The 22,553-nt window shown below is 38.7% G+C and carries 19 protein-coding genes; 11 read left to right on the plus strand and 8 right to left on the minus strand.

The window, feature by feature from the left end; all coding sequences use genetic code 11:
• Positions 1–540: 540 nt before the first annotated feature.
• The 8 genes from QCD85_RS10045 to dnaA form a co-directional block, all read right to left on the minus strand.
• Positions 541–1,647 carry an HD-GYP domain-containing protein gene (locus QCD85_RS10045; RefSeq protein ID WP_301262505.1) on the minus strand — a complete coding sequence of 369 codons (1,107 nt, stop codon included), beginning with the start codon at positions 1,645–1,647 and terminating at the stop codon, positions 541–543.
• A gap of 251 nt (positions 1,648–1,898) precedes the next feature.
• The gene (gyrA, locus tag QCD85_RS10050) at positions 1,899–4,448 is read right to left on the minus strand and encodes a DNA gyrase subunit A (protein WP_301262506.1); all 2,550 of its coding nucleotides are present in this window, start codon (positions 4,446–4,448) and stop codon (positions 1,899–1,901) included.
• Positions 4,449–4,762: 314 nt separating this feature from the next.
• Positions 4,763–6,682 (minus strand): DNA topoisomerase (ATP-hydrolyzing) subunit B, encoded by a 1,920-nt coding sequence (gyrB, locus tag QCD85_RS10055; protein ID WP_273614302.1) that lies wholly within the window; start codon positions 6,680–6,682, stop codon positions 4,763–4,765.
• 51 nt (positions 6,683–6,733) lie between these two features.
• Positions 6,734–6,985: an extracellular matrix regulator RemB gene (gene remB, locus QCD85_RS10060; protein ID WP_069326373.1), complete on the minus strand. Its 252-nt coding sequence runs from the start codon at positions 6,983–6,985 to the stop codon at positions 6,734–6,736.
• 15 nt (positions 6,986–7,000) lie between these two features.
• On the minus strand, positions 7,001–8,113 hold the full coding sequence (gene recF / locus QCD85_RS10065) for a DNA replication/repair protein RecF (protein ID WP_273614301.1): 1,113 nt from the start codon (positions 8,111–8,113) through the stop codon (positions 7,001–7,003).
• A 17-nt stretch (positions 8,114–8,130) separates the two neighbouring features.
• Positions 8,131–8,349, minus strand: a complete 219-nt coding sequence (gene yaaA / locus QCD85_RS10070; protein WP_204825738.1) for a S4 domain-containing protein YaaA — start codon at positions 8,347–8,349, stop codon at positions 8,131–8,133.
• Positions 8,350–8,500: 151 nt separating this feature from the next.
• Entirely contained in the window at positions 8,501–9,643 is a 1,143-nt protein-coding gene (gene dnaN, locus QCD85_RS10075) for a DNA polymerase III subunit beta (protein WP_273614300.1), read from the minus strand.
• A 210-nt stretch (positions 9,644–9,853) separates the two neighbouring features.
• Complete coding sequence (gene dnaA, locus QCD85_RS10080; protein WP_069326377.1) at positions 9,854–11,206, minus strand: chromosomal replication initiator protein DnaA; 1,353 nt, start codon at positions 11,204–11,206, stop codon at positions 9,854–9,856.
• Positions 11,207–11,869: 663 nt separating this feature from the next.
• Here dnaA and rpmH point away from each other — a divergent pair.
• The 11 genes from rpmH (at position 11,870) to QCD85_RS10135 (ending at position 22,549) form a co-directional block, all read left to right on the plus strand.
• Entirely contained in the window at positions 11,870–12,004 is a 135-nt protein-coding gene (rpmH, locus tag QCD85_RS10085) for a 50S ribosomal protein L34 (RefSeq protein ID WP_069326378.1), read from the plus strand.
• A 125-nt stretch (positions 12,005–12,129) separates the two neighbouring features.
• Complete coding sequence (gene rnpA, locus QCD85_RS10090) at positions 12,130–12,480, plus strand: ribonuclease P protein component (RefSeq protein ID WP_069326379.1); 351 nt, start codon at positions 12,130–12,132, stop codon at positions 12,478–12,480.
• A 76-nt stretch (positions 12,481–12,556) separates the two neighbouring features.
• Positions 12,557–13,420, plus strand: coding sequence for a YidC/Oxa1 family membrane protein insertase (locus tag QCD85_RS10095; RefSeq protein WP_204825740.1), 864 nt, complete (start codon positions 12,557–12,559; stop codon positions 13,418–13,420).
• A 113-nt stretch (positions 13,421–13,533) separates the two neighbouring features.
• Entirely contained in the window at positions 13,534–14,268 is a 735-nt protein-coding gene (gene jag / locus QCD85_RS10100; RefSeq protein ID WP_273614299.1) for an RNA-binding cell elongation regulator Jag/EloR, read from the plus strand.
• 112 nt (positions 14,269–14,380) lie between these two features.
• Positions 14,381–15,757, plus strand: a complete 1,377-nt coding sequence (gene mnmE, locus QCD85_RS10105) for a tRNA uridine-5-carboxymethylaminomethyl(34) synthesis GTPase MnmE (protein ID WP_273614298.1) — start codon at positions 14,381–14,383, stop codon at positions 15,755–15,757.
• Between the two features lie 197 nt (positions 15,758–15,954).
• A complete protein-coding gene (gene mnmG / locus QCD85_RS10110; protein WP_301262507.1) occupies positions 15,955–17,841 on the plus strand; it encodes a tRNA uridine-5-carboxymethylaminomethyl(34) synthesis enzyme MnmG in 1,887 nt (628 codons plus the stop codon).
• A 3-nt stretch (positions 17,842–17,844) separates the two neighbouring features.
• On the plus strand, positions 17,845–18,567 hold the full coding sequence (gene rsmG / locus QCD85_RS10115; RefSeq protein ID WP_273614296.1) for a 16S rRNA (guanine(527)-N(7))-methyltransferase RsmG: 723 nt from the start codon (positions 17,845–17,847) through the stop codon (positions 18,565–18,567).
• 278 nt (positions 18,568–18,845) lie between these two features.
• Complete coding sequence (gene noc / locus QCD85_RS10120) at positions 18,846–19,664, plus strand: nucleoid occlusion protein (RefSeq protein WP_273614295.1); 819 nt, start codon at positions 18,846–18,848, stop codon at positions 19,662–19,664.
• Between the two features lie 93 nt (positions 19,665–19,757).
• Positions 19,758–20,519, plus strand: a complete 762-nt coding sequence (locus tag QCD85_RS10125) for a ParA family protein (RefSeq protein ID WP_204825746.1) — start codon at positions 19,758–19,760, stop codon at positions 20,517–20,519.
• Positions 20,512–21,360 (plus strand): ParB/RepB/Spo0J family partition protein, encoded by an 849-nt coding sequence (locus QCD85_RS10130; RefSeq protein ID WP_301262508.1) that lies wholly within the window; start codon positions 20,512–20,514, stop codon positions 21,358–21,360. Before QCD85_RS10125 ends, QCD85_RS10130 begins: the two co-directional genes overlap by 8 nt.
• A gap of 16 nt (positions 21,361–21,376) precedes the next feature.
• Positions 21,377–22,549 (plus strand): aminotransferase class V-fold PLP-dependent enzyme, encoded by a 1,173-nt coding sequence (locus QCD85_RS10135; RefSeq protein WP_301262509.1) that lies wholly within the window; start codon positions 21,377–21,379, stop codon positions 22,547–22,549.
• Positions 22,550–22,553: the final 4 nt, after the last annotated feature.

Genomic DNA, 22,553 nt, shown 5'->3' on the forward strand with positions numbered 1-22,553 from the left:
AGCGTTCGTCCTGAGCCAGGATCAAACTCTCCATAAAGTGTTTGACTTGCTCAATTTGAAACTGGCGAGAACCGAAGTTCTCTATTTTGTAAAGGTCGGCTAAGACCTTCATTTACTCACTCGTTGTTCAGTTTTCAAAGATCAAACATTTCGTTTTTCGTTGTCAGTGTTTCTCGGTGACAACTTTTATATCATATCATGTTTTCAACCACTTGGCAAGCACTTTTTTTAAAGTGTTTTTTCAAGTTGTTTTCGTATGATGTGTTGCTTGTGTTGTCGTTCGTTCGTGACAACTTTTATAATATATCATGTATCGTATTGTGTAGTCAACACTTTTTTTAAGAATTTAATAATATGCTTTATAAGCTTGTATTTACTGGCTTTTTGCTTGTTATTTGATGATGTTTTGTTATCTTCCTTGAAATAGATAAAGGGTAGTTCGTTTGCTTTCTGAATTACAGCAAATGAACTACCCTCTATTTTAATGTATCTTCTATTAATAAGATATCTTTTATCTATTGTATATAGTTTAGATGTTCTTTAATTTTTTTGTAGTGCTTCTTTTCTTTTAATAATCTCCTGAATAAATAGCTGACGATGTTCTATTAAGTTGTAGATGTTACCATCTACAGAAACAAGCGGACGAGTAGGGTGTGAACGATCAGAGAAAATGATCTCTCCTATTAGACCGTTACTTAAGCGAACCATTGTGCCATTATGAAACTGGGTTACTTTGCTAATAAAGGTGGTTACGATTTTGGGATCTAATTTGCCAAATGCTTCAGCATCGATCTGTTCCAATACAAGATAGGGCGATTGTGCCTGACTGTACGTTTTGGAAAGAGTCATCGCATGAAATATATCGGCGACTCCCACAATTTTGGCATAGATATGAATCTGATCAGCCTGTAGACGAAGTGGGTACCCTGATCCATCTACTTTCTCATGATGTTGTAGTGCTGCTAAACGTACCCCTTCGCTAATGCCTTTAACATTTTTGAGGAGTTCGTAGCCGTACATCGTGTGTCTACGTATTTCTTCCACTTCTGATGATGTTAGTTTGGAAGGCTTTTGTAAAATATCCAAATCAATTTTGGCATTACCGATATCATGGAAAAGCCCTGCAAAAGCGACTTGCATTCCTTCATTAGCAGGAAGCCCTAACCATTTGGAAATTTTATAAGAAGTAAGACTGGTCAGCACTGCATTATGGTACCAGTAATCTTGTTTGTTCATACCTTTTGGATAAAATGTTAATACATTGTATTCTCTTGTATATTGTAATAGCTTTTCTAGCTGCCCGCGTAATTCTAAAACAGGGATTTCTGTTGCTGACATATTCCGAAAAGCATTTTTAAGTAAAGTAATCATCTTTTCATAGTCTTTCTCAAACGATAATACTTTTTGTAATGCTTTGACTTTTGCTCCTATTTCATTGGTGGTATTGGATTCAGCAGGAGAAGTCTTCGTTTCTTCTTTTGGTGTTTTCCCATTATTAATTTCTTCTATTAAGAAAGCACGCAAAATTTCTATATCTTTGGGCATGACTGTTTTGCCTTTAGGAAAAAGCAAATTGCCTTGGGTTGTGAATACATCGTGTGTAATTTGTACGCCTGGTGTTACATCATCAATTAATATCGCTGGCATTGGATTAACCTCACTCTATTTAAGATACTAAAAACCTTTAGATCGCATTTTTCATTATTCGCTAGTTCTAAAAATTTATGTACAAAATAGGGACTAAAGACTTGATTACTTAGACTTATTATATGCGGTATTTGTTATTTCTTCAATCTAATTTAGTAAACTTCTTAACTATTTTTTGGTGGATAGATATAAAAAAAGAGAACTTTCTTTTTCAGAAAGTTCTCTTTTTATTTTGTCGTACTTAAAACAGATTATTCTGCTTCTTCTGTATCATTGATCGCGATTTCTTGCTCAGTGTCTGGTTGCACAGTATCTTGCTCTTCTGTACTACCTATTGCATCTTCAGCAAATACTTCATCGTCTGGTGACTCGTCTTCTTCGTTTTTGTCTGTACGACAGATCGTAGCTACAGAATCTTCATCACGAATATGAATCAGTTTGACACCCTGTGTGTTACGTCCCATCGTAGAGATTCCTTCAATATCCATCCGAATCAATGTTCCGCTTGTTGTGATAATCATTAGGTCTTCTTCGTCTTTAACTACTTTCAGACCTGCTAACTTACCATTTTTATCGGTTACATTCATCGTTTTGATTCCTTTACCACCGCGTGTCTGAATACGGTAGTCAGAACCTGGTGTACGTTTACCGTAACCTTTCGATGTAACAATCAATACTTTCTGATCATCATCAACGATATCCATACCAATGACAGCATCGCCTTCATCGAGGGTAATACCTTTTACACCTGTCGCACTACGTCCCATAGGGCGAACGTTGCTTTCAGAGAAGCGAATAGACATACCATAAGAAGTACCCATGATAATTTCTTGTTTGCCATCTGTTAATTTGACTTCAATCAGCTCATCATCTTCACGCATATTGATTGCGATCAAACCGCCTTTACGGATATTCGTGTAATCATCCAAACGTGTTTTTTTCACGACCCCTTGCTTGGTTGCAAAGAATAGATGTTGATCTCCTTCAAATTGTTCTACAGAAATGACTGCGTTAACCGATTCTCCTTGTTCAATCTGAATAAGGTTGATGACCGGTGTTCCACGCGCTGTACGTCCCAATTCAGGAATCTCATAGGCTTTGATGCGGTATACTTTACCTTTGTCTGTAAAGAATAGCAGATGGTTATGAGAGTTGGTTACAAATAGATGCTGCACAAAGTCAGTATCTTTCATATCCATCCCAATAACACCGCGTCCACCACGTTTTTGGCTACGGAATGTTGTAACTGGTGAGCGTTTGATATAACCCGTATGCGTTACTGTAACAATAACTTCTTCTTTCGGTATCAAATCTTCATCCAGAATACTTTCTTCGCCTACTGTGATTTCTGTACGGCGCTCATCACCAAAACGTTCTTTGATTTCATTAAGCTCTGTACTGATAATTTCAAGAACCAAATCTTCATTTGCCAAAATTTCGCGGTATTCAGCAATTTTGACTAACAATTCATTGTATTCGTTCTCGATTTTCTCACGTTCTAGTCCTGTTAAACGTTGTAGACGCATATCCATAATCGCTTGTGCTTGCTCTAGACTAAGAGAAAAACGCTCAATTAGACTTTCACGAGCAACATCGCTTGTATTGGAAGCACGAATCATACGGATAACTTCATCTAGATTATCTAAAGCTACACGCAAACCATCTAAAATATGAGCGCGCGCTTCTGCTTTTTTGAGATCATATTGTGTACGGCGACGAATAACTTCGATCTGATGTTGAATATAGTGATGTAGTACTTCACGTAAAGTTAGCAATTTAGGTTCATTGTTAACGATAGCTAGCATATTCACACCAAATGTAGATTGCATCGCTGTGTGTTTGTACAAGTTATTCAGTACTACGCTTGGATTCACATCACGACGTAGTTCAATAACGACACGCATACCGTTACGGTCAGATTCATCACGTAGATCGGTAATACCTTCGATTCTTTTCTCACGTACCAGTTCAGCAATTTTCTCTACTAAACGAGCTTTGTTGACCTGATAAGGTAATTCATTGACTACAATACGTGCTTTGTTGTTATTTTCCTCGATTGTTGCTTTGGCACGCATCGTTACCGATCCACGACCTGTTTGGTACGCTTGACGAATACCAGAGCGTCCTAAAATATAACCAGAGGTTGGGAAATCAGGGCCTTGGATATAATCCATCAGTTCCATTGAAGTAATCTCTGGATTCTGGATCATCGCTTGTACACCATCTATAACTTCGCCTAAATTATGCGGAGGAATATTGGTAGCCATACCTACAGCAATACCGGACACACCATTTACTAATAAGTTAGGATAGCGAGCTGGTAAAACGATAGGCTCTTTTTCTTCACCATCATAGTTAGGTGCAAAATCGATTGTTTCTTTGTTGATATCACGTAACATTTCCATAGCAATTTTAGACAAACGAGCTTCTGTATAACGCATAGCTGCTGCCATATCACCATCGATCGATCCAAAGTTACCATGACCATCCACTAACATATAACGCATAGAGAAATCTTGCGCCATCCGTACCATCGTTTCGTATACCGCAGAATCACCATGAGGGTGATACTTACCAATAACTTCACCAACGATTCTTGCTGATTTCTTATACGGTTTATCTGGAGCCATACCAAGCTCTGACATGGCAAATAATATACGCCGATGCACAGGTTTCAAACCGTCACGTACATCAGGCAAAGCCCGGCTTACAATGATGCTCATTGCATAATCCATAAAGGAATCACGCATTTCTACACCAATGTCCCGATCTTTAATTTGCGAAATCTTTTCTTCCGCCATGTTAAGCTTAACCTCCCTTATTGCAGCCTTCGTTTTGCTTACACAAATGCTTGCTTATACAATGTATAAAATAAGTTTCTTGTCGCCAGAATATGGTTAAAAGTTTCTACTCTGTACTGTGTTGTCCGCTCTAGCTATGCTTACGACTACATCACTTTATTATACCATTTTTATTGGATAATGTCCTGTATTTCATCATGATTTTCAAAGCTTTTGTAAATATAGTGACTACAAAAATAAAAGAGCATCTGTATATAACAAGATGCTCTTTATCTACTGCATATTTATATCTTTAAATCGATAAATAGTAAGAATTATACATCAAGGTTGGTTACGTATTTAGCGTGCTCTTGAATAAAGTCACGACGCGGTTCTACGTTATCACCCATCAATGTATCAAAAATAGTATCTGCTAAAATCGCATCAGGAATACTTACTTGTAGCATGATACGACTTTCAGGGTCCATCGTTGTTTCCCAAAGTTGAGTTGCATTCATCTCACCCAAACCTTTGTAACGTTGAACATTGAATTTAGCATTTTCGCCAAAGCCAGCAATAATCGCATCGCGCTCTTTTTCAGAGTTAGCGTAGACTGCTGTTTTGTTGCGTTCTACTTTGAATAAAGGCGGTTGTGCGATATAAATAAAGCCTGCTTCCAGTAGTTGACGCATATAGCGGTAAAAGAAAGTCAGTAACAGTGTACGAATATGAGCACCATCGACATCAGCATCAGTCATAATGATTACTTTGTGATAGCGTGCTTTGGAAAGATCAAATTCTTCACCGATACCTGTACCTAAAGCAGTAATGATTGCTCTAATCTCAGCATTACCTAGAATACGATCCAAACGTGCTTTTTCAACGTTTAGAATTTTACCACGTAAAGGCAAAATCGCTTGGAAGTGACGATCACGTCCTTGCTTCGCTGATCCACCAGCAGAGTCACCTTCGACAATATACAATTCGCTGATCGAAGCGTCTTTGGAAGAGCAATCTGCTAGTTTACCTGGCAATGCACTCACTTCTAGCACACTTTTACGGCGAGTTAACTCACGCGCTTTACGAGCAGCTTCACGTGCTCTAGACGCTTGTAAAGACTTCTCAAGTACACGACGAGCAACAGCAGGATTTTCGTTCATAAACTCTTGTAGTTTCTCTGAGAATAAAGATTCTACAATCCCACGAACTTCACTGTTTCCCAATTTTGTTTTGGTCTGTCCTTCAAATTGAGGTTCAGGAATTTTAACAGAAATGATCGCTGTTAATCCTTCACGAACATCTTCACCGGTTAGATTACCGTTGTTATCTTTGAGCAATCCGTTACGACGAGCATAATCATTAATAATACGTGTTAGGGCACTTTTAAATCCAGATTCGTGTGTACCACCTTCATGCGTATTAATGTTATTAGCAAAAGAATAAATATTCTCAGCGTAGCTCTCGTTATATTGCAAAGCCACTTCAACTTGAATCATGTCGCGTGAACCTTCAACATAGATCGGTTGTTCATTCAGTACTTCACGATTTTTGTTCAAATACTGAACATATTCGATAATACCGCCTTCGTATTTAAAGGTGTTGGTTACACCTGTGCGTTCGTCTGTAATCGTCATTGCTATTCCTTTGTTCAGGAAAGCTAATTCACGAATTCTACCAAGCAATGTGTCGTAATCGAATATCGTTGTTTCTGTAAAGATTTCAGAGTCAGGCTTAAAGGTAACAGTTGTTCCTGTATCTTCATCTTCTCCCATTTGTCCGATCACTTTAATATCGTACTGAGGAGCTCCGCGCATATACTCTTGTTGATGAATTTGACCTTCCGTTTTGACAACGACTTTAACATGTTCAGAAAGTGCGTTAACAACAGAGATACCTACACCATGCAGACCGCCTGATACTTTGTATCCTCCACCACCGAATTTACCACCGGCATGAAGAACAGTCATAACAACTTCTAGTGCAGAACGTTGCGTTTTGGCTTCAATCCCTACAGGAATCCCACGTCCATTATCGACAACAGTTACACTATTGTTCTCATGAATAGTCACTTCAATGTGATCACAATGACCTGCAAGTGCTTCATCGATACTGTTATCTACGACTTCCCAAACCAAGTGATGAAGACCCTTAGAGCTTGTGGATCCAATGTACATACCCGGACGCTTGCGAACCGCTTCTAGTCCTTCAAGTACCTGTATCTGGCTCGCATCATAAGCCGGTTGATTCATAGACATGCGATTTTCACCTACTTCTATAATTTCAGGCAGCTATATCTACAACTGCGTTCATGCATTAACAAAAAAACTATTTGCTCGTTTTTTGAGCGTCGAGGAAGAAATAGGAGAGTAGTACACTTTGTTTTTCGTGACTACGATCGACTTGGGTTCTTCTTCACCAATCGATTCTACTTTTTTATTTTCAAGAGCATTATTTACAAATTGCTTAGAAATTTTGGAAGACTTTTCGATCGATATATCAAAAATCGCGACAAGCTCCGAGGAACGGATAATCTTCTCGCCGCCCAAGTGAATATACATAGTCTGTAGTCCTCCCTACTTCTCAACGTGTCCTTGATGGACATGGAAAATCTGAGCTTCTTTAAGACGCTCTGTATTTAAACTTTCGATTCCGGTTGCTGTAATAAATGTCTGTACTTTACCTTGAAAGGTTTCGATCAGTTGTGTCTGACGATAAGGATCCAGTTCAGATAAAACATCGTCTAGCAAAAGAATAGGGTATTCTCCAATTTCTTCACGTATCAATTCGATCTCTGCTAATTTCAATGACAGGGCGGTTGTACGCTGTTGTCCCTGAGAACCAAAAACAGCTGCTTCATTGCCATTGATATGAAAAGTTAGATCATCACGATGTGGACCTGCAAGTGTTGCTCCACGACGATATTCCTGTTCTTTCACTTGTGATAATTTTACCATAAATTGCTCAAATAAGACAGCTTCATCTTCCTCATCCGCAGTGCCAAACGAAGGGACATACGAAAGAATCAAATTCTCTTTGCCGCCAGTTATCCCCATGTGGATAGTTTCTGCCCAGCCTTGAAGCTTGTGGATAAACTGTTTTCGTTTTTTGATAATTTTGACGCCATGTTCGACTAACTGCTCATTCCAAATATCAAGCATTGTAGAATCTTTAGACCCTGCGCTCCATGCTTGTTTTAAATAATTGTTACGCTGGATTAAAATTTTCTGGTATTGCTGCAAATGGAAAAGATAGCTTGGTTGAACTTGACCAATCTCCATATCTAAAAAACGGCGACGTACTCCAGGAGATCCTTTAACAATTTCTAAATCTTCTGGTGCAAACATCACCGCATTGATCGTTCCTACAAATTCACTTAATTTGCGTTGTTCCAGACCGTTGATTTTAGCACGTTTGCCTTTGTTCGTAAAGTTTAACTCTAATTTGACTTTACCGTATTTTTTTTCAGCTTCACATGTAATTCGAGCTTGTTCGGCATGAAAAGCAATCAGTTCTTTATCTTTATTGGTTCGATGAGATTTGGAAAGTGCCAAAACGAAAAGAGCTTCGATCAAATTTGTTTTACCTTGAGCATTTTGCCCGATAAACAAATTGACAGCAGCGAAGGAATCCAGGTGGAGATGATCATAATTGCGATAGTTTTGCAGACTGACTTCGTTAATAAACATGGATGAGGTCCTCCAGATTATTGTTCACTTTGTACTTTGTATGAGCCCTCTCCCTGCACCTGGACTTCATCCCCAGGGTACAATTTGCGTCCGCGACGTTCTTCTAATTCTCCGTTTACCTGTACCATTTGTTCTTGCAAAAGAGCTTTGGCACTACCGCCTGTGGATATACAACCTGCTAATTTTAAAAATTGATCAAGCTTAATATATTCTGTGGATATTGTGATATGTTCCATGAGAAAAGTATCGTCCTTTCGTAGAGCAAAATAGGTGATGGATATGAATAGCCAGGTATTTATCAACGGTTCTCATGATTGGTAACAGATCAGGAACTTGTTGCAAAATACCTGGCTATTTTATTTAATCCTTTGGTTTGTGATGATTGGATTAGTTGGTTGTACGGTAAGGCAAAATGATATACAGACTGCGGCTATCATCTTGCGGTTTGATAATGATCGGGCTCATTACACCTGTAAATTGAATCGCTAATTGTTCACTTTCGATCACTTTTAGCACATCCAACATATATTTGGAGTTGAAAGAAATGCGTAATGGTTCGCCTTCAAAACGAGCAACTTCAAGCTGTTCCGTTACTTTACCAAGCTCGGAAGAACTGGAGGAAATTTCAACAGCTCCATTGTCCAATGTTTGCATACGCACGATATTAGTTTTTTCTTCACGAGAAAGCAAATACGCACGATCGATTGAATCGGCTAATTTTTTGGTATCGATAACGATTTCTGTTTTGAAATTGGTCGGAATGATTTTGGATGTATCCGGATATGTTCCGTCCAGTATACGGGAATAGAAAAGCACACGATCAATTTTAAATAATACCTGATTATCCGCTACAACGATATCTAATAATGTGTTTTGGTCAGGAATAATTTTGCTTAATTCGTTTAACGTTTTACCAGCGATAACAACATTGCTAAAACGTACTCCTGTATCTTCGCTCATATGAACAGTACGACTTGCTAACCGATGGCGGTCTGTAGCAACGAATTTGAGTTCACTTTCGTTTAGATTCCAAAGTACCCCTGTCAAAATAGGCGTTGTTTCTTGTGTAGAAATAGAGAAAGCAGTCTGTTTAATCATATTTTTGAGCAGATCGCCTGGAATAGAGATTTGTTGATTTTCTTCGATGCTTGGAAGAACAGGGAATTCTTCTGGATCTAGTCCTACCAGCTGGATATCTGTAGCACCTGAACGAATAAACGTTTGAAAACCGTCACGAACTTCCATTTCGATTTCAGAAGAAGGAAGTTTTTTGATAATTTCTACGAAAAATTTAGCAGGTAAAACAACGCTGCCTGCACGATCAATTTGTACGATCGTTTTGTCATTGTCTTCAGCAGGAATAAAGGATTGGATCGAAATATCTGTATCACTTGCAGTTAACGTGACACCTGTATACGAAACATCAAATTTGATCCCTGTCAAAATAGGGATCGTTGTACGGCTCGAAATGGCTTTGGAAACATGTTGTATCGATTCATTCAAATAACTTTTGGAAATTTGGATCTTCATGGTTTCACTCCTAATCAGCAAGGTTCATCTTTATCACAAATGTTTGAAGTCATTTGATGAATTTCAGAACGTGTTTTTATTAAGAAGATATATATTAAATCTTTATAGTAATCGTAGTAGGGGCAGTGGATATGTGGATAACCCCTTCAAACCCACGTGTAAGTAAGCCTATCCACATGTGTATAGATTGTGTATAGGCTTGTGACTTATTCAGGATGGATTTTTAATCTTTTCCGTTAAGTTATTCACAACTTTGAACAACTCCTGATCAATCTTAAGCGTTCTTGAAATTTTCTCATGCGCATGGATTACGGTAGTATGATCTCGTCCCCCGAAAGCTTCCCCAATCTTAGGCAGAGAATAATCTGTTAATTCCCGTGATAAATACATCGCAATTTGGCGTGGATAAGCCACAGCTTTGGTTCTTTTACGGGCTTTAAAATCTTCCATTTTCAAATTATAAAATTCGCCAACTTTTTGTTGAATATCTTGAATCGTAATCATTCGTGGACGGCTGGACGGAATAATATCTTTGAGCGCTTCAGCAGCGAGATGAGAAGTTACATCTTGATTGGTTAGTGACGAATAAGCGACAACACGAATCAAAGCACCTTCTAGTTCGCGAATATTCGTATCAATCTGATTAGCAATATAGACCATCGCTTCATTCGGAATATCTAAATTCTCCGCTTTCGCTTTTTTCCGCAAAATAGCGATGCGTGTCTCTAGATCTGGAGGCTGAATATCAGTAATCAATCCCCATTCAAACCGTGAACGAAGTCTTTCTTCAAGTGTTGGAATTTCTTTTGGCGGTCGATCACTAGAAATAATGATCTGCTTACGTTCTTCATGCAGTGCATTAAACGTATGGAAAAATTCTTCTTGTGTCTGTTCTTTGCCCGCTAAAAATTGAATATCATCGATCAACAAAATATCAATATTGCGGTATTTGTTGCGGAAACTTTCCCCGCGGTTGTCACGAATAGCATTAATAAATTCGTTTGTAAATTTCTCGGAAGAAATGTATACCACTTTGCTATTTGGATTATGCTCCAAAATATAATGTCCGATTGCGTGCATTAGATGAGTTTTGCCCAGTCCTACGCCGCCGTACAAAAATAATGGATTATATGCTTTGGCAGGTGCTTCGGCTACCGCTAATGAAGCAGCATGCGCAAAACGATTACCAGCACCAATTACAAATGTATCAAATGTATATTTGGTGTTTAGCATATTAGCAAGTGGTTCTTCTCGCATCGAAATAGCAGGTTGCGATTGAGTCTGTGCAGGTAAAAGCGATTCCTCAGGAAGTGCTTCTTCGATCACAAACTTCACATCTACTTGTCTTCCCAAAAATTCAAAAACGGTTGAACTTACCAATTTGGTATACCGGCTTTCAAGCCATTCTACAGCAAAAGTGGTTGGTGCTGAAATTACAATTGAGTTCTCGGTAAAAGTCAGCGCTTTGGTTGCTTTGAACCAGGTGTCAAAGCTAGGCTTACTCAGCTTTGTTTGAATAATGGATAATATTTGCTGCCATAATTCGGAAGTATGGCTGTCCACAGACTGTCACTCCTTTTAAACTTCCAATGTGTGGCTGAAGCCATGCGCGGATATCGGAAATATTGAAAATGATAATTATAATGAATGGCGTAGAATTATCCCCAGAATACCAGAAGGTGGATAAACTAAAAAAAGGATAAGAAGAAATTGTTCACAACTTTATCCACAGGCTGTTGATAATTTTTAGGTTAGAATAATCTATTCACAGTCAAAAACAATATAATAATACCAAAAAGAACCCTTTATTTCAACGAAAACCGATAATTTATCCACAAATTCAATCTGTTGTGTATAAAACTTATGCACACCACTAGATATTGTTTATAAATTGTTTGGAACAAACTTTTTGGTTGTGGAAAAATTTTTTAATTATACACAGGCAGATTTTTAGAAAGTGTATAACTGTGGAAAAAAGAGCAGGAAAAGAACCCTGTGGATAAACCGAAAAATGAGGAGTTTTTTGCTTGAAAATAAGCATGGTGGATAAAGATAATTTATGTTACGTATTCCCTCTTTCTACATATAAAGAAAATAGGACAAATGTAATAAATGAAATTTCATTGACTTATATAGACATTTCGTGTTTAAATGTATAAGGGAATTTTTATGTGAATAGAACCAATTAAATATGGAATATAGATTTCCTGCAAGGAGGTGCACAATATGAGACCAACATTCAGACCTAACGTAAGAAAACGTAGTAAAGTACACGGATTCCGTAAAAGAATGAGTACTAAAAATGGCCGTAAAGTGCTGGCGGCTCGTCGCCTTAAAGGCAGAAAAGTCCTAAGCGCGTAAATTACTTTAAGACCACTGCGGTGGTCTTTTTTTCTTTACACTCAAAATAATGATAAAAAAGTTTTTCATTTACTATATATAAAAGAAGTCTACTATTCTTGTTTTGAAATTAAGGGGAAATTACGGTGCAAAAAAAACTGCGTTTACGGAACCGAGCAGATTTCAGCCGTGTATACCGTCATGGTCGTTCTTTTGCAAACCATCAATTTGTGGTGTATTGGTTTCATAAAAAAGATATTGAACAATTTCGGATGGGTGTGTCTGTCAGTAAAAAGGTAGGGAATGCAGTTGTCCGTAATCGGATGCGTCGTATGGTGAAAGAAATTGTGCGTCATCATGCTGCTGAGATTGTACCGCAGATCGATATGGTATTTATCGTACGCAAAGGTGCACTTTCTCTACAATATAAGGAGCTTGAAAAAAGTATCCTCCACGTCCTACGTAAATCTTCTTTAATTAAGCGTTCACAACGGTAGTGCTTTCAGTTTATTTGTGTTGCTAAATATGGTATGATTTGCAGGGAAATGGAATGGCTAAGAGAGGGGTTTTGAAGTGTCGTTATTGAAGATTCGCAGAGGAAGATGGATGCTCCTCATAGCTGCCGGATTGATGATGGCTATTTTAGCGGGTTGTACACCGACTAATATGGCAACGCATTCGACAGAGGATTTACAGAACGGAGGTTGGTGGCAACGTTACGTCGTGTACTGGTTTGCCTACGCTTTAGACACTTTCGCTGATTGGTTTGGCGGAGAATATGGTCTGGCGGTTTTGGTTCTGGTGCTTATCGTACGTACATTGATTTTGCCATTGACGTTAAAACAAGTCAAAAGTTCTAAAGCAATGCAAGCAATTCAACCGCAATTACAAAAATTGCGCGAAGAATACAAAGATGATCCACAAAGACAACAAGCTGAAACAATGAAGTTATTCCAGGAAAATCAGGTTAACCCGGCTGCCGGCTGTTTACCATTGATTATTCAGATGCCTGTTTTTATCGCTTTGTATAATGCGATTATCTACAACACAGGGCTTCGTGAGCATACGTTTTTATGGTTACAACTAGGTGAACCGGATAAATGGTTTATTTTGCCGGTTATCGCTGCAATCACTACATTCCTTCAAACTAAAATGATGATGAGTATGAACCCGGCGCAAATGCAGGGTCCTATGAAAATTATGATGTATATGTATCCGATCATCATTTTCGTCATGTCTTATCAATTCCCATCAGCACTTCCGCTGTACTGGGTATACAGTAATATTTACACGATCGTACAGAACTATTTCTTGTATCGTAACAAAAATACAGTCGTTACTGATCTGGGCGCAGTTACAGATACAACAAGTGCTGCTCGCAAAATTGCTAACAACAAAGCTCGTAACAAGAAAAAATCGAAAAAGAAACGTCGTTAAGAAATTCTATTGGAGCGCTGTTCCCCGGGGCAGCGTTCTAACTATAGATGTAACGTATTATCGATCTATCGTTTTTACATTCTGAGCACCACAAGGGAGGGCCCAATTTCGAAATGACCACAGTCATTACGTCTGGAAAAACCATTGATGATGCTATAGCAGAAGGGCTTACCCGTCTAAGTGCGAGTAAGGAACAAGTGCAAGTGCAAATATTGCAACAGCCGTCAAAAGGATTCCTGGGTCTATTTGGAGCGAAACCTGCCAAAGTAGAATTGACACTGTTGTCATCTAAGCCGACTGTGCAGATTCCTTCCAGCCCTGCTGTCCCTGTCTCCCTGGAAGATCGTTCTACTGCATCTCCATCAATTACAGAGATAGCAGACAAGGAAGGCAGTGCATCTACTCATTCTCATGATGAAGCCATACAATTTGTCAAAGAAGTCGGTCAAAGTATAGGTCTTGAATTAGAAGTTGATATTAAGCGCAATCGTGATGGATATACGATGAATATCTCGGGTAATGATCTGGGGCTACTGATAGGTCGCCGCGGTCAAACGTTAGATGCTCTTCAATATCTAGTAAATATTGTAGCCAATCGTTATTCAGACAAATATGTACGCATTTTGTTAGATGCTGAAAATTTCCGCGAACGTCGCCGGAAAACATTAGAAGATTTAGCAGATCGTTTGGCAGGTAGAGTGATTCGTAGTGGAAAAGAAGTGGTACTGGAACCTATGTCTTCGCAGGAACGTAAAGTGATTCATGCCAAACTTCAAAACCATGCTCGTGTGAAAACGATCAGTAAAGGCGAAGAACCTAATCGCCGTGTAGTGATTACACTTCGATAATGAGTAAACGTCATGCAATGATTTTTTGCCTTTCGGGCAGAAGATCATTGCTTTTTATTTAGTTAGGAAGATATTGATTTTAATTTTGGAGAAAGAAAGGTGAATCATCATTATGATAAGTGATACTATTGCTGCTATATCTACTGCTGTCGGAGAAGCCGGGATAGCAGTTATTCGTGTCAGTGGACCACAGTCGATCGGAGAAGTGGATCAACTTTTTCGAGGAAAACAAAAATTAGTTGATGCTGATAGTCATACTGTACATTATGGATATATTATTGATCCTGATTCAGGTGAAAAAATGGAAGAAGTACTGGTGACGATTATGCGTGCACCTCGTTCATTTACTACTGAAGATGTGGTTGAAATCAGTTCGCATGGTGGGGTTGTGTCTGTACGTCGTCTGATGGAGCTTCTACTGCAACAACAGATTCGAATTGCAGAACCAGGAGAATTTACCAAGCGTGCGTTTTTAAATGGACGGATCGATTTGTCGCAAGCTGAAGGTGTAATCGATTTGATTCGTTCCAAATCAGACAAAGCTTTTTCGGTAGCATTGCGTCAGGTGGAAGGGAAGTTATCCCGTCAGATCAAACCACTCCAACAGATATTAATCGAAATGGTTGCTCATATTGAAGTGAATATTGATTATCCTGAACATGATGTAGAATCAGTTACTTCTGATTTTATCAAACAAAAATCACTTGAAGTGATCGGTGGGATCGATGAATTACTACGTACCGCTAATGAAGGTAAGATTCTGCGTGAAGGCATTACAACCGCAATTGTAGGGCGACCAAATGTAGGCAAATCTTCACTGCTTAATACGCTAGCGCAAGATAATCGCGCTATTGTTACTGATATTCCGGGTACCACTCGTGATGTTATAGAAGAGTTCGTAACGATTAACAATATTCCTTTGAAATTGTTAGATACGGCAGGCATTCGAGAAACGATTGATGTAGTAGAAAAGATTGGTGTTGAACGTTCCCGTACTGCTGTAAGTGAAGCGGATCTAATCTTACTGGTACTTAATCACAATGAAGCTCTACATGAAGATGAAATTCAGTTATTAGAACAATTGAAAGATCGTCAGGTTATTATTATTGTGAATAAAATGGATCTGTATCGTCAGTTGGATCTGGTGAAATTGGAAGAGTATTTCCCGAAAGAAAGTATTGTTACGATGTCTGTGAAAGATCAAAAAGGTATTGATAAGTTAGAAGAAGCAATCTCAACATTATTTTTTGGCGGTAAATTAGAATCGGCTGATCTGACGTATGTAAGTAATGTGCGCCATATTGCACTGCTCAAACAAGCGAAACGTTCGTTACAAGATGCGTATCAAGCGTCTGATGATATGATTCCAATCGATTTGATTCAAATTGATGTGCGTCTAGCATGGGAACAATTAGGGGAAATTATAGGCGATTCTGCTCCAGATTCGTTGATTGATCAAATTTTCTCGCAATTTTGTCTGGGAAAATAAGTCGTTATACAGCGTTTTGTAACATAAACATTTAAAAATTGCGTTAAATTTACGATTTTATCACATGAGTGTGGTTGTTTTACGATATACTTGAGTGTAGGCTTGAGTATGATTCAATCTGACGTGAGCTATAAATAATATAATGTTTAGTTGTGCAGCAAAACTGTATGACTTGAAATATAGAGGAGGTACACTCCATGACATATATGGGTGGAGAATATGATGTTATTGTAATCGGTGCAGGGCATGCAGGTTGTGAATCAGCACTTGCGGCGGCACGTATGGGATGCAGTACATTGATGATTACGATTAATCTGGATATGGTGGCATTTATGCCATGTAATCCTTCTATAGGTGGACCGGCTAAAGGGCATGTGGTACGTGAAATTGATGCGCTTGGCGGCGAAATGGGACGCAATATCGATAAAACATTTATTCAAATGCGGATGTTAAATACAGCTAAAGGTCCTGCTGTACATGCGCTACGTGCACAAGCAGACAAATTTTCATATCAGCATACGATGAAAGAAACGATGGAAGAAGAGCCTAATTTGACGCTTCGTCAAGGTATGGTAGAGCGTCTTATCGTTGAAGATGGACAGTGCACAGGAGTTATTACGAAGACAGGTACAACGTATAAAGGTAAATCAATCGTATTGACAACAGGCACGTATTTACGTGGTAAAGTCATTATGGGCGAATTGGCTTATGAAAGTGGTCCGAACAATCAACAACCTTCAATCAAATTGTCAGAACATTTGAAAGAGCTAGGTTTTGAATTGGTTCGCTTCAAAACAGGTACACCACCACGTGTGCATCGTGATAGTATTGATTTCTCCAAAACAGAAATTCAACCAGGTGATGATAAAGTTAAATTTTTCTCTTATGAAACCGAATCGTCAAGCAATGAGCAAATGCCTTGCTGGTTAACATATACTTCTTTAGAAACGCATCAAATTATTAGCGACAATCTTCATCGGGCACCGATGTTCTCGGGTATGATCGAAGGAACAGGGCCACGTTACTGTCCGTCTATTGAAGATAAAATTGTTCGTTTTAGCGATAAACCAAAACATCAGATTTTCCTAGAACCAGAAGGTAAAAATACGTCTGAATATTATGTACAAGGTCTTTCTACCAGTCTGCCTGAAGAAGTGCAATTGCAAGTATTGCGCTCGATTCCGGGATTGGAAAAAGTAGAAATGATGCGTAACGGATATGCAATCGAATATGATGCAATGGTGCCTACACAATTGTGGCCTACACTTGAAACCAAACAAATGCCTGGATTGTTCACAGCTGGACAAATCAATGGTACATCTGGTTATGAAGAAGCAGCAGGTCAAGGGATTATGGCTGGAATCAATGCTGCACGCAAAGCACAAGGTAAAGAAGGCGTTGTATTAGATCGTTCACAAGGATATATCGGTGTATTGATCGATGATCTAGTGACTAAAGGAACTAACGAACCTTACCGTCTACTGACTTCACGTGCAGAATATCGCTTGTTGCTTCGTCATGATAATGCCGATATGCGTTTAACCGAAATTGGACATGATATTGGTCTGGTTAAAGAAGATCGTTATCAGAAGTTTTTGGACAAAAAAGCTAAAGTAGAGCAAGAGATTCAACGTCTTAGCAAAACAAAAGTAAAACCTGTCGAGATCAATGAATTGTTAGCAACGATCGATTCGTCTGCTCTACAAAATGGTGTAGATCTACTAACAGTGCTTCGTCGTCCAGAAGTATCGTATAGCATTATTGAAGCAGTATCGCCTTCACCTGAACCATTAACAGAAGATATGAAAGAGCAAGTTGAGATTCAGATCAAATATGCAGGTTATATTGAAAAACAACAATCTCATGTCGAACGTCTGAAAAAAATGGAACAAAAGAAATTGCCTGAAACGATTGTCTATGAAGAAGTAAAAGGATTAGCTACAGAAGCTCAACAAAAAATGGCTAAAATCCGCCCTTTATCAATCGGACAAGCTTCACGGATATCTGGCGTAACACCAGCAGATATTTCAGTTCTACTTGTATATCTAGAACACTATAATCGGGTAACCGCAGCACGGGGGTAAGGAATGGATCCAATTCAACAGCATTTTACTGACACATTAGCAGCACAACATATTGCAATTAATGAGCAACAATTAGAACAGTTTGAAGGGTATTATCAAGAGTTAATTACGTGGAATGAAAAAATGAATTTGACTGGCATCACTGAACGAGATCAAGTGTATAATAAGCATTTTTATGATTCCATTTCTCTTGCTTTTTATATGGATTTGAATGAAATACAGACACTTGCTGATATCGGATCAGGTGCTGGATTTCCAGGTATTCCGCTTAAAATTATGTTTCCACATATCAAGCTACGGATTATTGATTCGCTTAATAAACGGATTCAGTTTTTGCAAAGTGTAGTGAATCGTCTGGGACTACAGGATGTGGAATTGATTCATGGTCGTGCAGAAGAGTGGGGACAAAAAGAAGGTTATCGTGATCATCACGATCTAGTAACCGCTAGAGCAGTTGCTAAACTTTCGGTATTAAATGAATTTTGCTTACCGTTTGTAAAAACAGGGGGTACATTTGCAGCGATGAAAGGGATCGATCCTGCTGAAGAAATTCAGCATGCTTTTCGCAGTCTAGGATTGTTAAAAGGAAAAGTTCGTGAAGTTCATCATTTCCAATTGCCTGTTGAAGAATCGGATCGTCATATTATTCTTATTACTAAAGAAGCCGCTACACCAGCCAAGTATCCGCGCAAAGCAGGTACACCGATGAAAGAACCGTTAGGCTAATATGTGATAGCTTGATCATGACTAGAATAGTCTTTGTACAAAAGTTGTATAGCATTGTTTCACGTGGAACATGCTGTACAACTTTTTGTTATGTTTGAATATAGATCACTATAATTTTAGTCACAATTTTTGTTGTTCTATCATAGGATTATGGGTTGAAAAGTGCTAAAATAATATAGATGGAAGTACAAGGAAATTAGTTGAATGTCTTATTCGTATTATCAAGTACATCTGTTATTCAGGTGTTGCTATCATGAGATTAGGTGGTCTTATACCGAATGAAAGAACAATTTTCCAAATTGTTTGGCTTGACTGAACGCGCACATGGGGAAGAAGTCAAACAGATACCGGTTGCGAATATTACAACTAGCCCGTATCAACCCCGTACTATTTTTGATGATGCTAAAATCGAAGAATTGTGCCAGACGATCAAAACTCATGGTGTAATTCAGCCTATTGTTGTACGTATTCGTAATAATAAATACGAAATTATTGCAGGTGAACGACGCTATCGGGCGGTTACCAAATTAGGTATGCCAACGATTCCAGCTATTGTTCGAGAGTTCAATGATTCACAAGCAGCTTCGATCGCTTTGATCGAGAATTTGCAACGTGAAGGATTAACAGCGATCGAAGAAGCGATGGCTTATCAAAAATTAATTGATCTGCATGATCTGACTCAGGAAAGTTTGGCTCAACGCTTGGGTAAAAGCCAGTCTACGATTGCGAACAAAATTAGGCTTTTAAATTTACCTGATGTGATCAAGCAAGCATTAATGGCTCGTCAAGTTACTGAACGACATGCTCGCGCTTTATTATCGCTTGGAAGTGAAGAGTTACAACTTCGTGTATTGAATGACATTATTGAAAAAGAATTGAATGTAAAACAAACAGAAGCTCGTGTAGCTTTTTATAAAGAGAAAACAAATACTGTTAAAAAATCCAAACGGATCTCGTACACCAAAGATGTAAGACTAGCATTGAATACAATTCGCCAATCGATTGATCTTGTGTCTGGATCAGGGCTCGCTATTAATACATCTGAACAAGATCATGAAGACCATTATGAAATTGTGATAAAGATACCAAAGCGCTAACAGCGAATTTTTTATACACACCTCGGCTGTTAGTATAGAACGGAATAATCATTGTTATCATCAAGCGAATTTCATAATATTGGGGTGAATGAGTTGTCAAAAATTATAGCTATAGCGAATCAAAAAGGTGGCGTTGGTAAAACAACCACATCTGTCAATCTGGGAGCTTGTCTGGCGACTTTGGGGAAGCGGGTTCTGTTAATCGATATTGATCCACAGGGAAATACAACCAGTGGAGTAGGTATCAATAAAGCAGATGTTGAAAATTGTATTTACGATATTATTATTAACGATGTTGCCCCGAAAGATACAATCAAAACAACTGTAATCGAAGGATTGCATATTATTCCGGCTACAATACAGCTTGCAGGAGCAGAAGTTGAATTAGTGCCAGCGATATCAAGAGAATTGCGCTTGAAAAATGCGATCAGTCAGGTCAAACAAGATTATGATTATATATTGATTGATTGCCCACCATCGCTTGGTATTTTGACGATCAATTCGTTAACCGCAGCAGACTCTGTGTTGATTCCGATTCAATGTGAATATTATGCTTTGGAAGGGCTAAGCCAGCTATTAAACACAGTTCGCTTGGTACAAAAACATTTGAATACTGATCTTCAGATCGAAGGCGTATTGTTAACGATGCTAGATGCACGTACCAATCTAGGTATTCAAGTCATTGAAGAAGTTAAAAAATATTTCCAAGATAAAGTATACCGGACTATTATTCCGCGTAATGTTCGCTTGAGTGAAGCACCTTCACATGGTAAAGCGATTATTACTTATGATCCTCGTTCTAAAGGAGCAGAAGTTTATTTAGAGCTGGCAAAGGAAGTGGTTTCTTATGAGTAAACGTCTTGGTAAGGGGCTAGATGCGCTGATTCCTTCATTATCTGTAAGTGATGACGATAAAATTATAGAAGTTAGCTTAAAAGAATTACGTCCTAATCCATATCAACCGCGTAAACATTTCGATCATGAGTCGATTCAAGAATTAGCAGAATCGATCAGTCAGCACGGGGTTATTCAACCAATTATTGTACGTAAAGTGTTAAAAGGATACGAAATTATTGCCGGAGAACGTCGGTATCGTGCTTCAGAAGTAGCCGGTAAAAAGTCGATTCCGACAGTCATTCGTAGCTTTACAGATCAACAAGTGATGGAAATAGCATTAATCGAAAATGTACAGCGTGAAAACTTAAATGCACTGGAAGTAGCTACTGCTTATCAAGCTCTGATGGAAGAGTTCAAAATGACGCAAGAAGAATTAGCGACCAAAGTCGGCAAATCTCGTTCTCATATCGCTAACTTTTTACGATTATTATCACTGCCTGATGCTGTCAAAGAACATGTTTCACGTGGAACATTATCAATGGGACATGCCCGTTCATTAGTCAGTGTTAAAAAAGAAGAACTGATTATTGCTCTGGCTAATAAAGCTATTGAACAAGCTTGGAATGTACGCCAACTAGAAGAAGCAGTTCAGAACCTAGACAAAAAGAAAGAAGATTCAACTAAAAGTAAAATCAAAAAAACAGATCCTTATCTGGTAGACGTTGAAGAAACGTTACGTGACCGTTTTCAGACGACTGTTAAAATTAAACATAGCAACAAAGACAAAGGCAAAATCGAATTGAATTATTACAGTAAGCAAGATTTAGAACGATTGTTAGAAATGCTAAATCAGATGTAAGCAGGAGGATGCTACATTGTCAGCTCAATATCATGAGACTCAAAATGTAATCTATCTAGATCATGCAGCTACATCTTTTCCTAAGCCGCCTGAAGTGAGTCAAGCGTTGTTATATGCGTTAGAACAAGCTTCTGCTAATCCTGGTCGTGGTAGCCATCGTATGGCTGTTCAAGCGAGTCGCGAATTATTTAATTGTCGCAAAACATTATCCCAACTTCTAGATGTACATAACCCTGTAGATATTGCTTTTACAGCCAATACTACAGTAGCTCTGAATATGGCTATTCAAGGGTATCTAGAAGCAGGAGATCATGTGATATCGACGATGACAGAACATAATTCTGTACGTCGACCTTTAGAAGCGCTAAGACGTAGTATCGGTATAGAAGTGACGTATATTGCTGTAAATGCTCAAGGAAATATTAATTTAGCTGAAGTGAATCAAGCCTTTACGCCGCGAACGCGGCTTTTGGTATGTAATCATAGTTCTAATCTATTGGGTAGCATCTTACCTGTTGCTGAATTGTCTAGTATCGCTCACGATCATGGAACCAAAATTTTGGTCGATATCGCTCAGAGTGCTGGTCATATCCCTGTATCGTTATCAGCATGGCAAATTGATATGGCTGCTTTTCCAGGTCATAAAGGATTGTTAGGCCCGCAAGGAACAGGTGGTTTATATATAGCACCTGATATGGATCTTCACCCCTGGATCTATGGAGGCACTGGTAGCCAATCAGAAGAGATCAATCAACCGACTGTAAGACCGGATCGCTATGAAGCAGGAACACCTAATACGCCCGGTATAGCAGGTCTACAGGCAGGTGCTCGGTATGTGTTAGAGCGTTCAGTGGTTAATATTGCTAAAGAAGAGCAACAGTTATCGCAAATGATGATCGAAAAGTTATTAAATATCCCGAGTGTACATGTTTTGGGACCTGAACTTGGCAAAGAACGTACAGGTATTGTATCTTTTATAATGGAGCATAAAGACAGTGCAGAAATCGCTTTTCGCTTAGATCGAGAATTTGGCATAGCGGTACGAGCAGGAATGCATTGCACTCCACTTGCTCATATATCAGCAGGGACTTTAAATACAGGGGCTGTACGTGCTAGTGTTGGATATCGATCTACCGTACATGATATCGATCGTCTGATTGAAGCCATTCAATATATTCATCGTACGTAAGATC

It is taken from the genome of Paenibacillus sp. PsM32 (assembly GCF_030433815.1).
Taxonomy (GTDB): domain Bacteria; phylum Bacillota; class Bacilli; order Paenibacillales; family Paenibacillaceae; genus Saccharibacillus; species Saccharibacillus kyungheensis.

What these genes read in the sequence shown, in the direction of transcription:
- gyrB (WP_273614302.1), bottom strand. Translation starts at nt 6,682, where the DNA reads ATGTCTATGAATCAACCGGCTTATGATGCGAGCCAGATACAGGTACTT.
- mnmG (WP_301262507.1), top strand. Translation starts at nt 15,955, where the DNA reads ATGACATATATGGGTGGAGAATATGATGTTATTGTAATCGGTGCAGGG.
- remB (WP_069326373.1), bottom strand. Translation starts at nt 6,985, where the DNA reads ATGTATATTCACTTGGGCGGCGAGAAGATTATCCGTTCCTCGGAGCTT.
- jag (WP_273614299.1), top strand. Translation starts at nt 13,534, where the DNA reads ATGACCACAGTCATTACGTCTGGAAAAACCATTGATGATGCTATAGCA.
- rsmG (WP_273614296.1), top strand. Translation starts at nt 17,845, where the DNA reads ATGGATCCAATTCAACAGCATTTTACTGACACATTAGCAGCACAACAT.
- mnmE (WP_273614298.1), top strand. Translation starts at nt 14,381, where the DNA reads ATGATAAGTGATACTATTGCTGCTATATCTACTGCTGTCGGAGAAGCC.
- recF (WP_273614301.1), bottom strand. Translation starts at nt 8,113, where the DNA reads ATGTTTATTAACGAAGTCAGTCTGCAAAACTATCGCAATTATGATCAT.
- noc (WP_273614295.1), top strand. Translation starts at nt 18,846, where the DNA reads ATGAAAGAACAATTTTCCAAATTGTTTGGCTTGACTGAACGCGCACAT.
- QCD85_RS10130 (WP_301262508.1), top strand. Translation starts at nt 20,512, where the DNA reads ATGAGTAAACGTCTTGGTAAGGGGCTAGATGCGCTGATTCCTTCATTA.
- dnaN (WP_273614300.1), bottom strand. Translation starts at nt 9,643, where the DNA reads ATGAAGATCCAAATTTCCAAAAGTTATTTGAATGAATCGATACAACAT.
- rpmH (WP_069326378.1), top strand. Translation starts at nt 11,870, where the DNA reads ATGAGACCAACATTCAGACCTAACGTAAGAAAACGTAGTAAAGTACAC.
- gyrA (WP_301262506.1), bottom strand. Translation starts at nt 4,448, where the DNA reads ATGGCGGAAGAAAAGATTTCGCAAATTAAAGATCGGGACATTGGTGTA.
- yaaA (WP_204825738.1), bottom strand. Translation starts at nt 8,349, where the DNA reads ATGGAACATATCACAATATCCACAGAATATATTAAGCTTGATCAATTT.
- QCD85_RS10045 (WP_301262505.1), bottom strand. Translation starts at nt 1,647, where the DNA reads ATGCCAGCGATATTAATTGATGATGTAACACCAGGCGTACAAATTACA.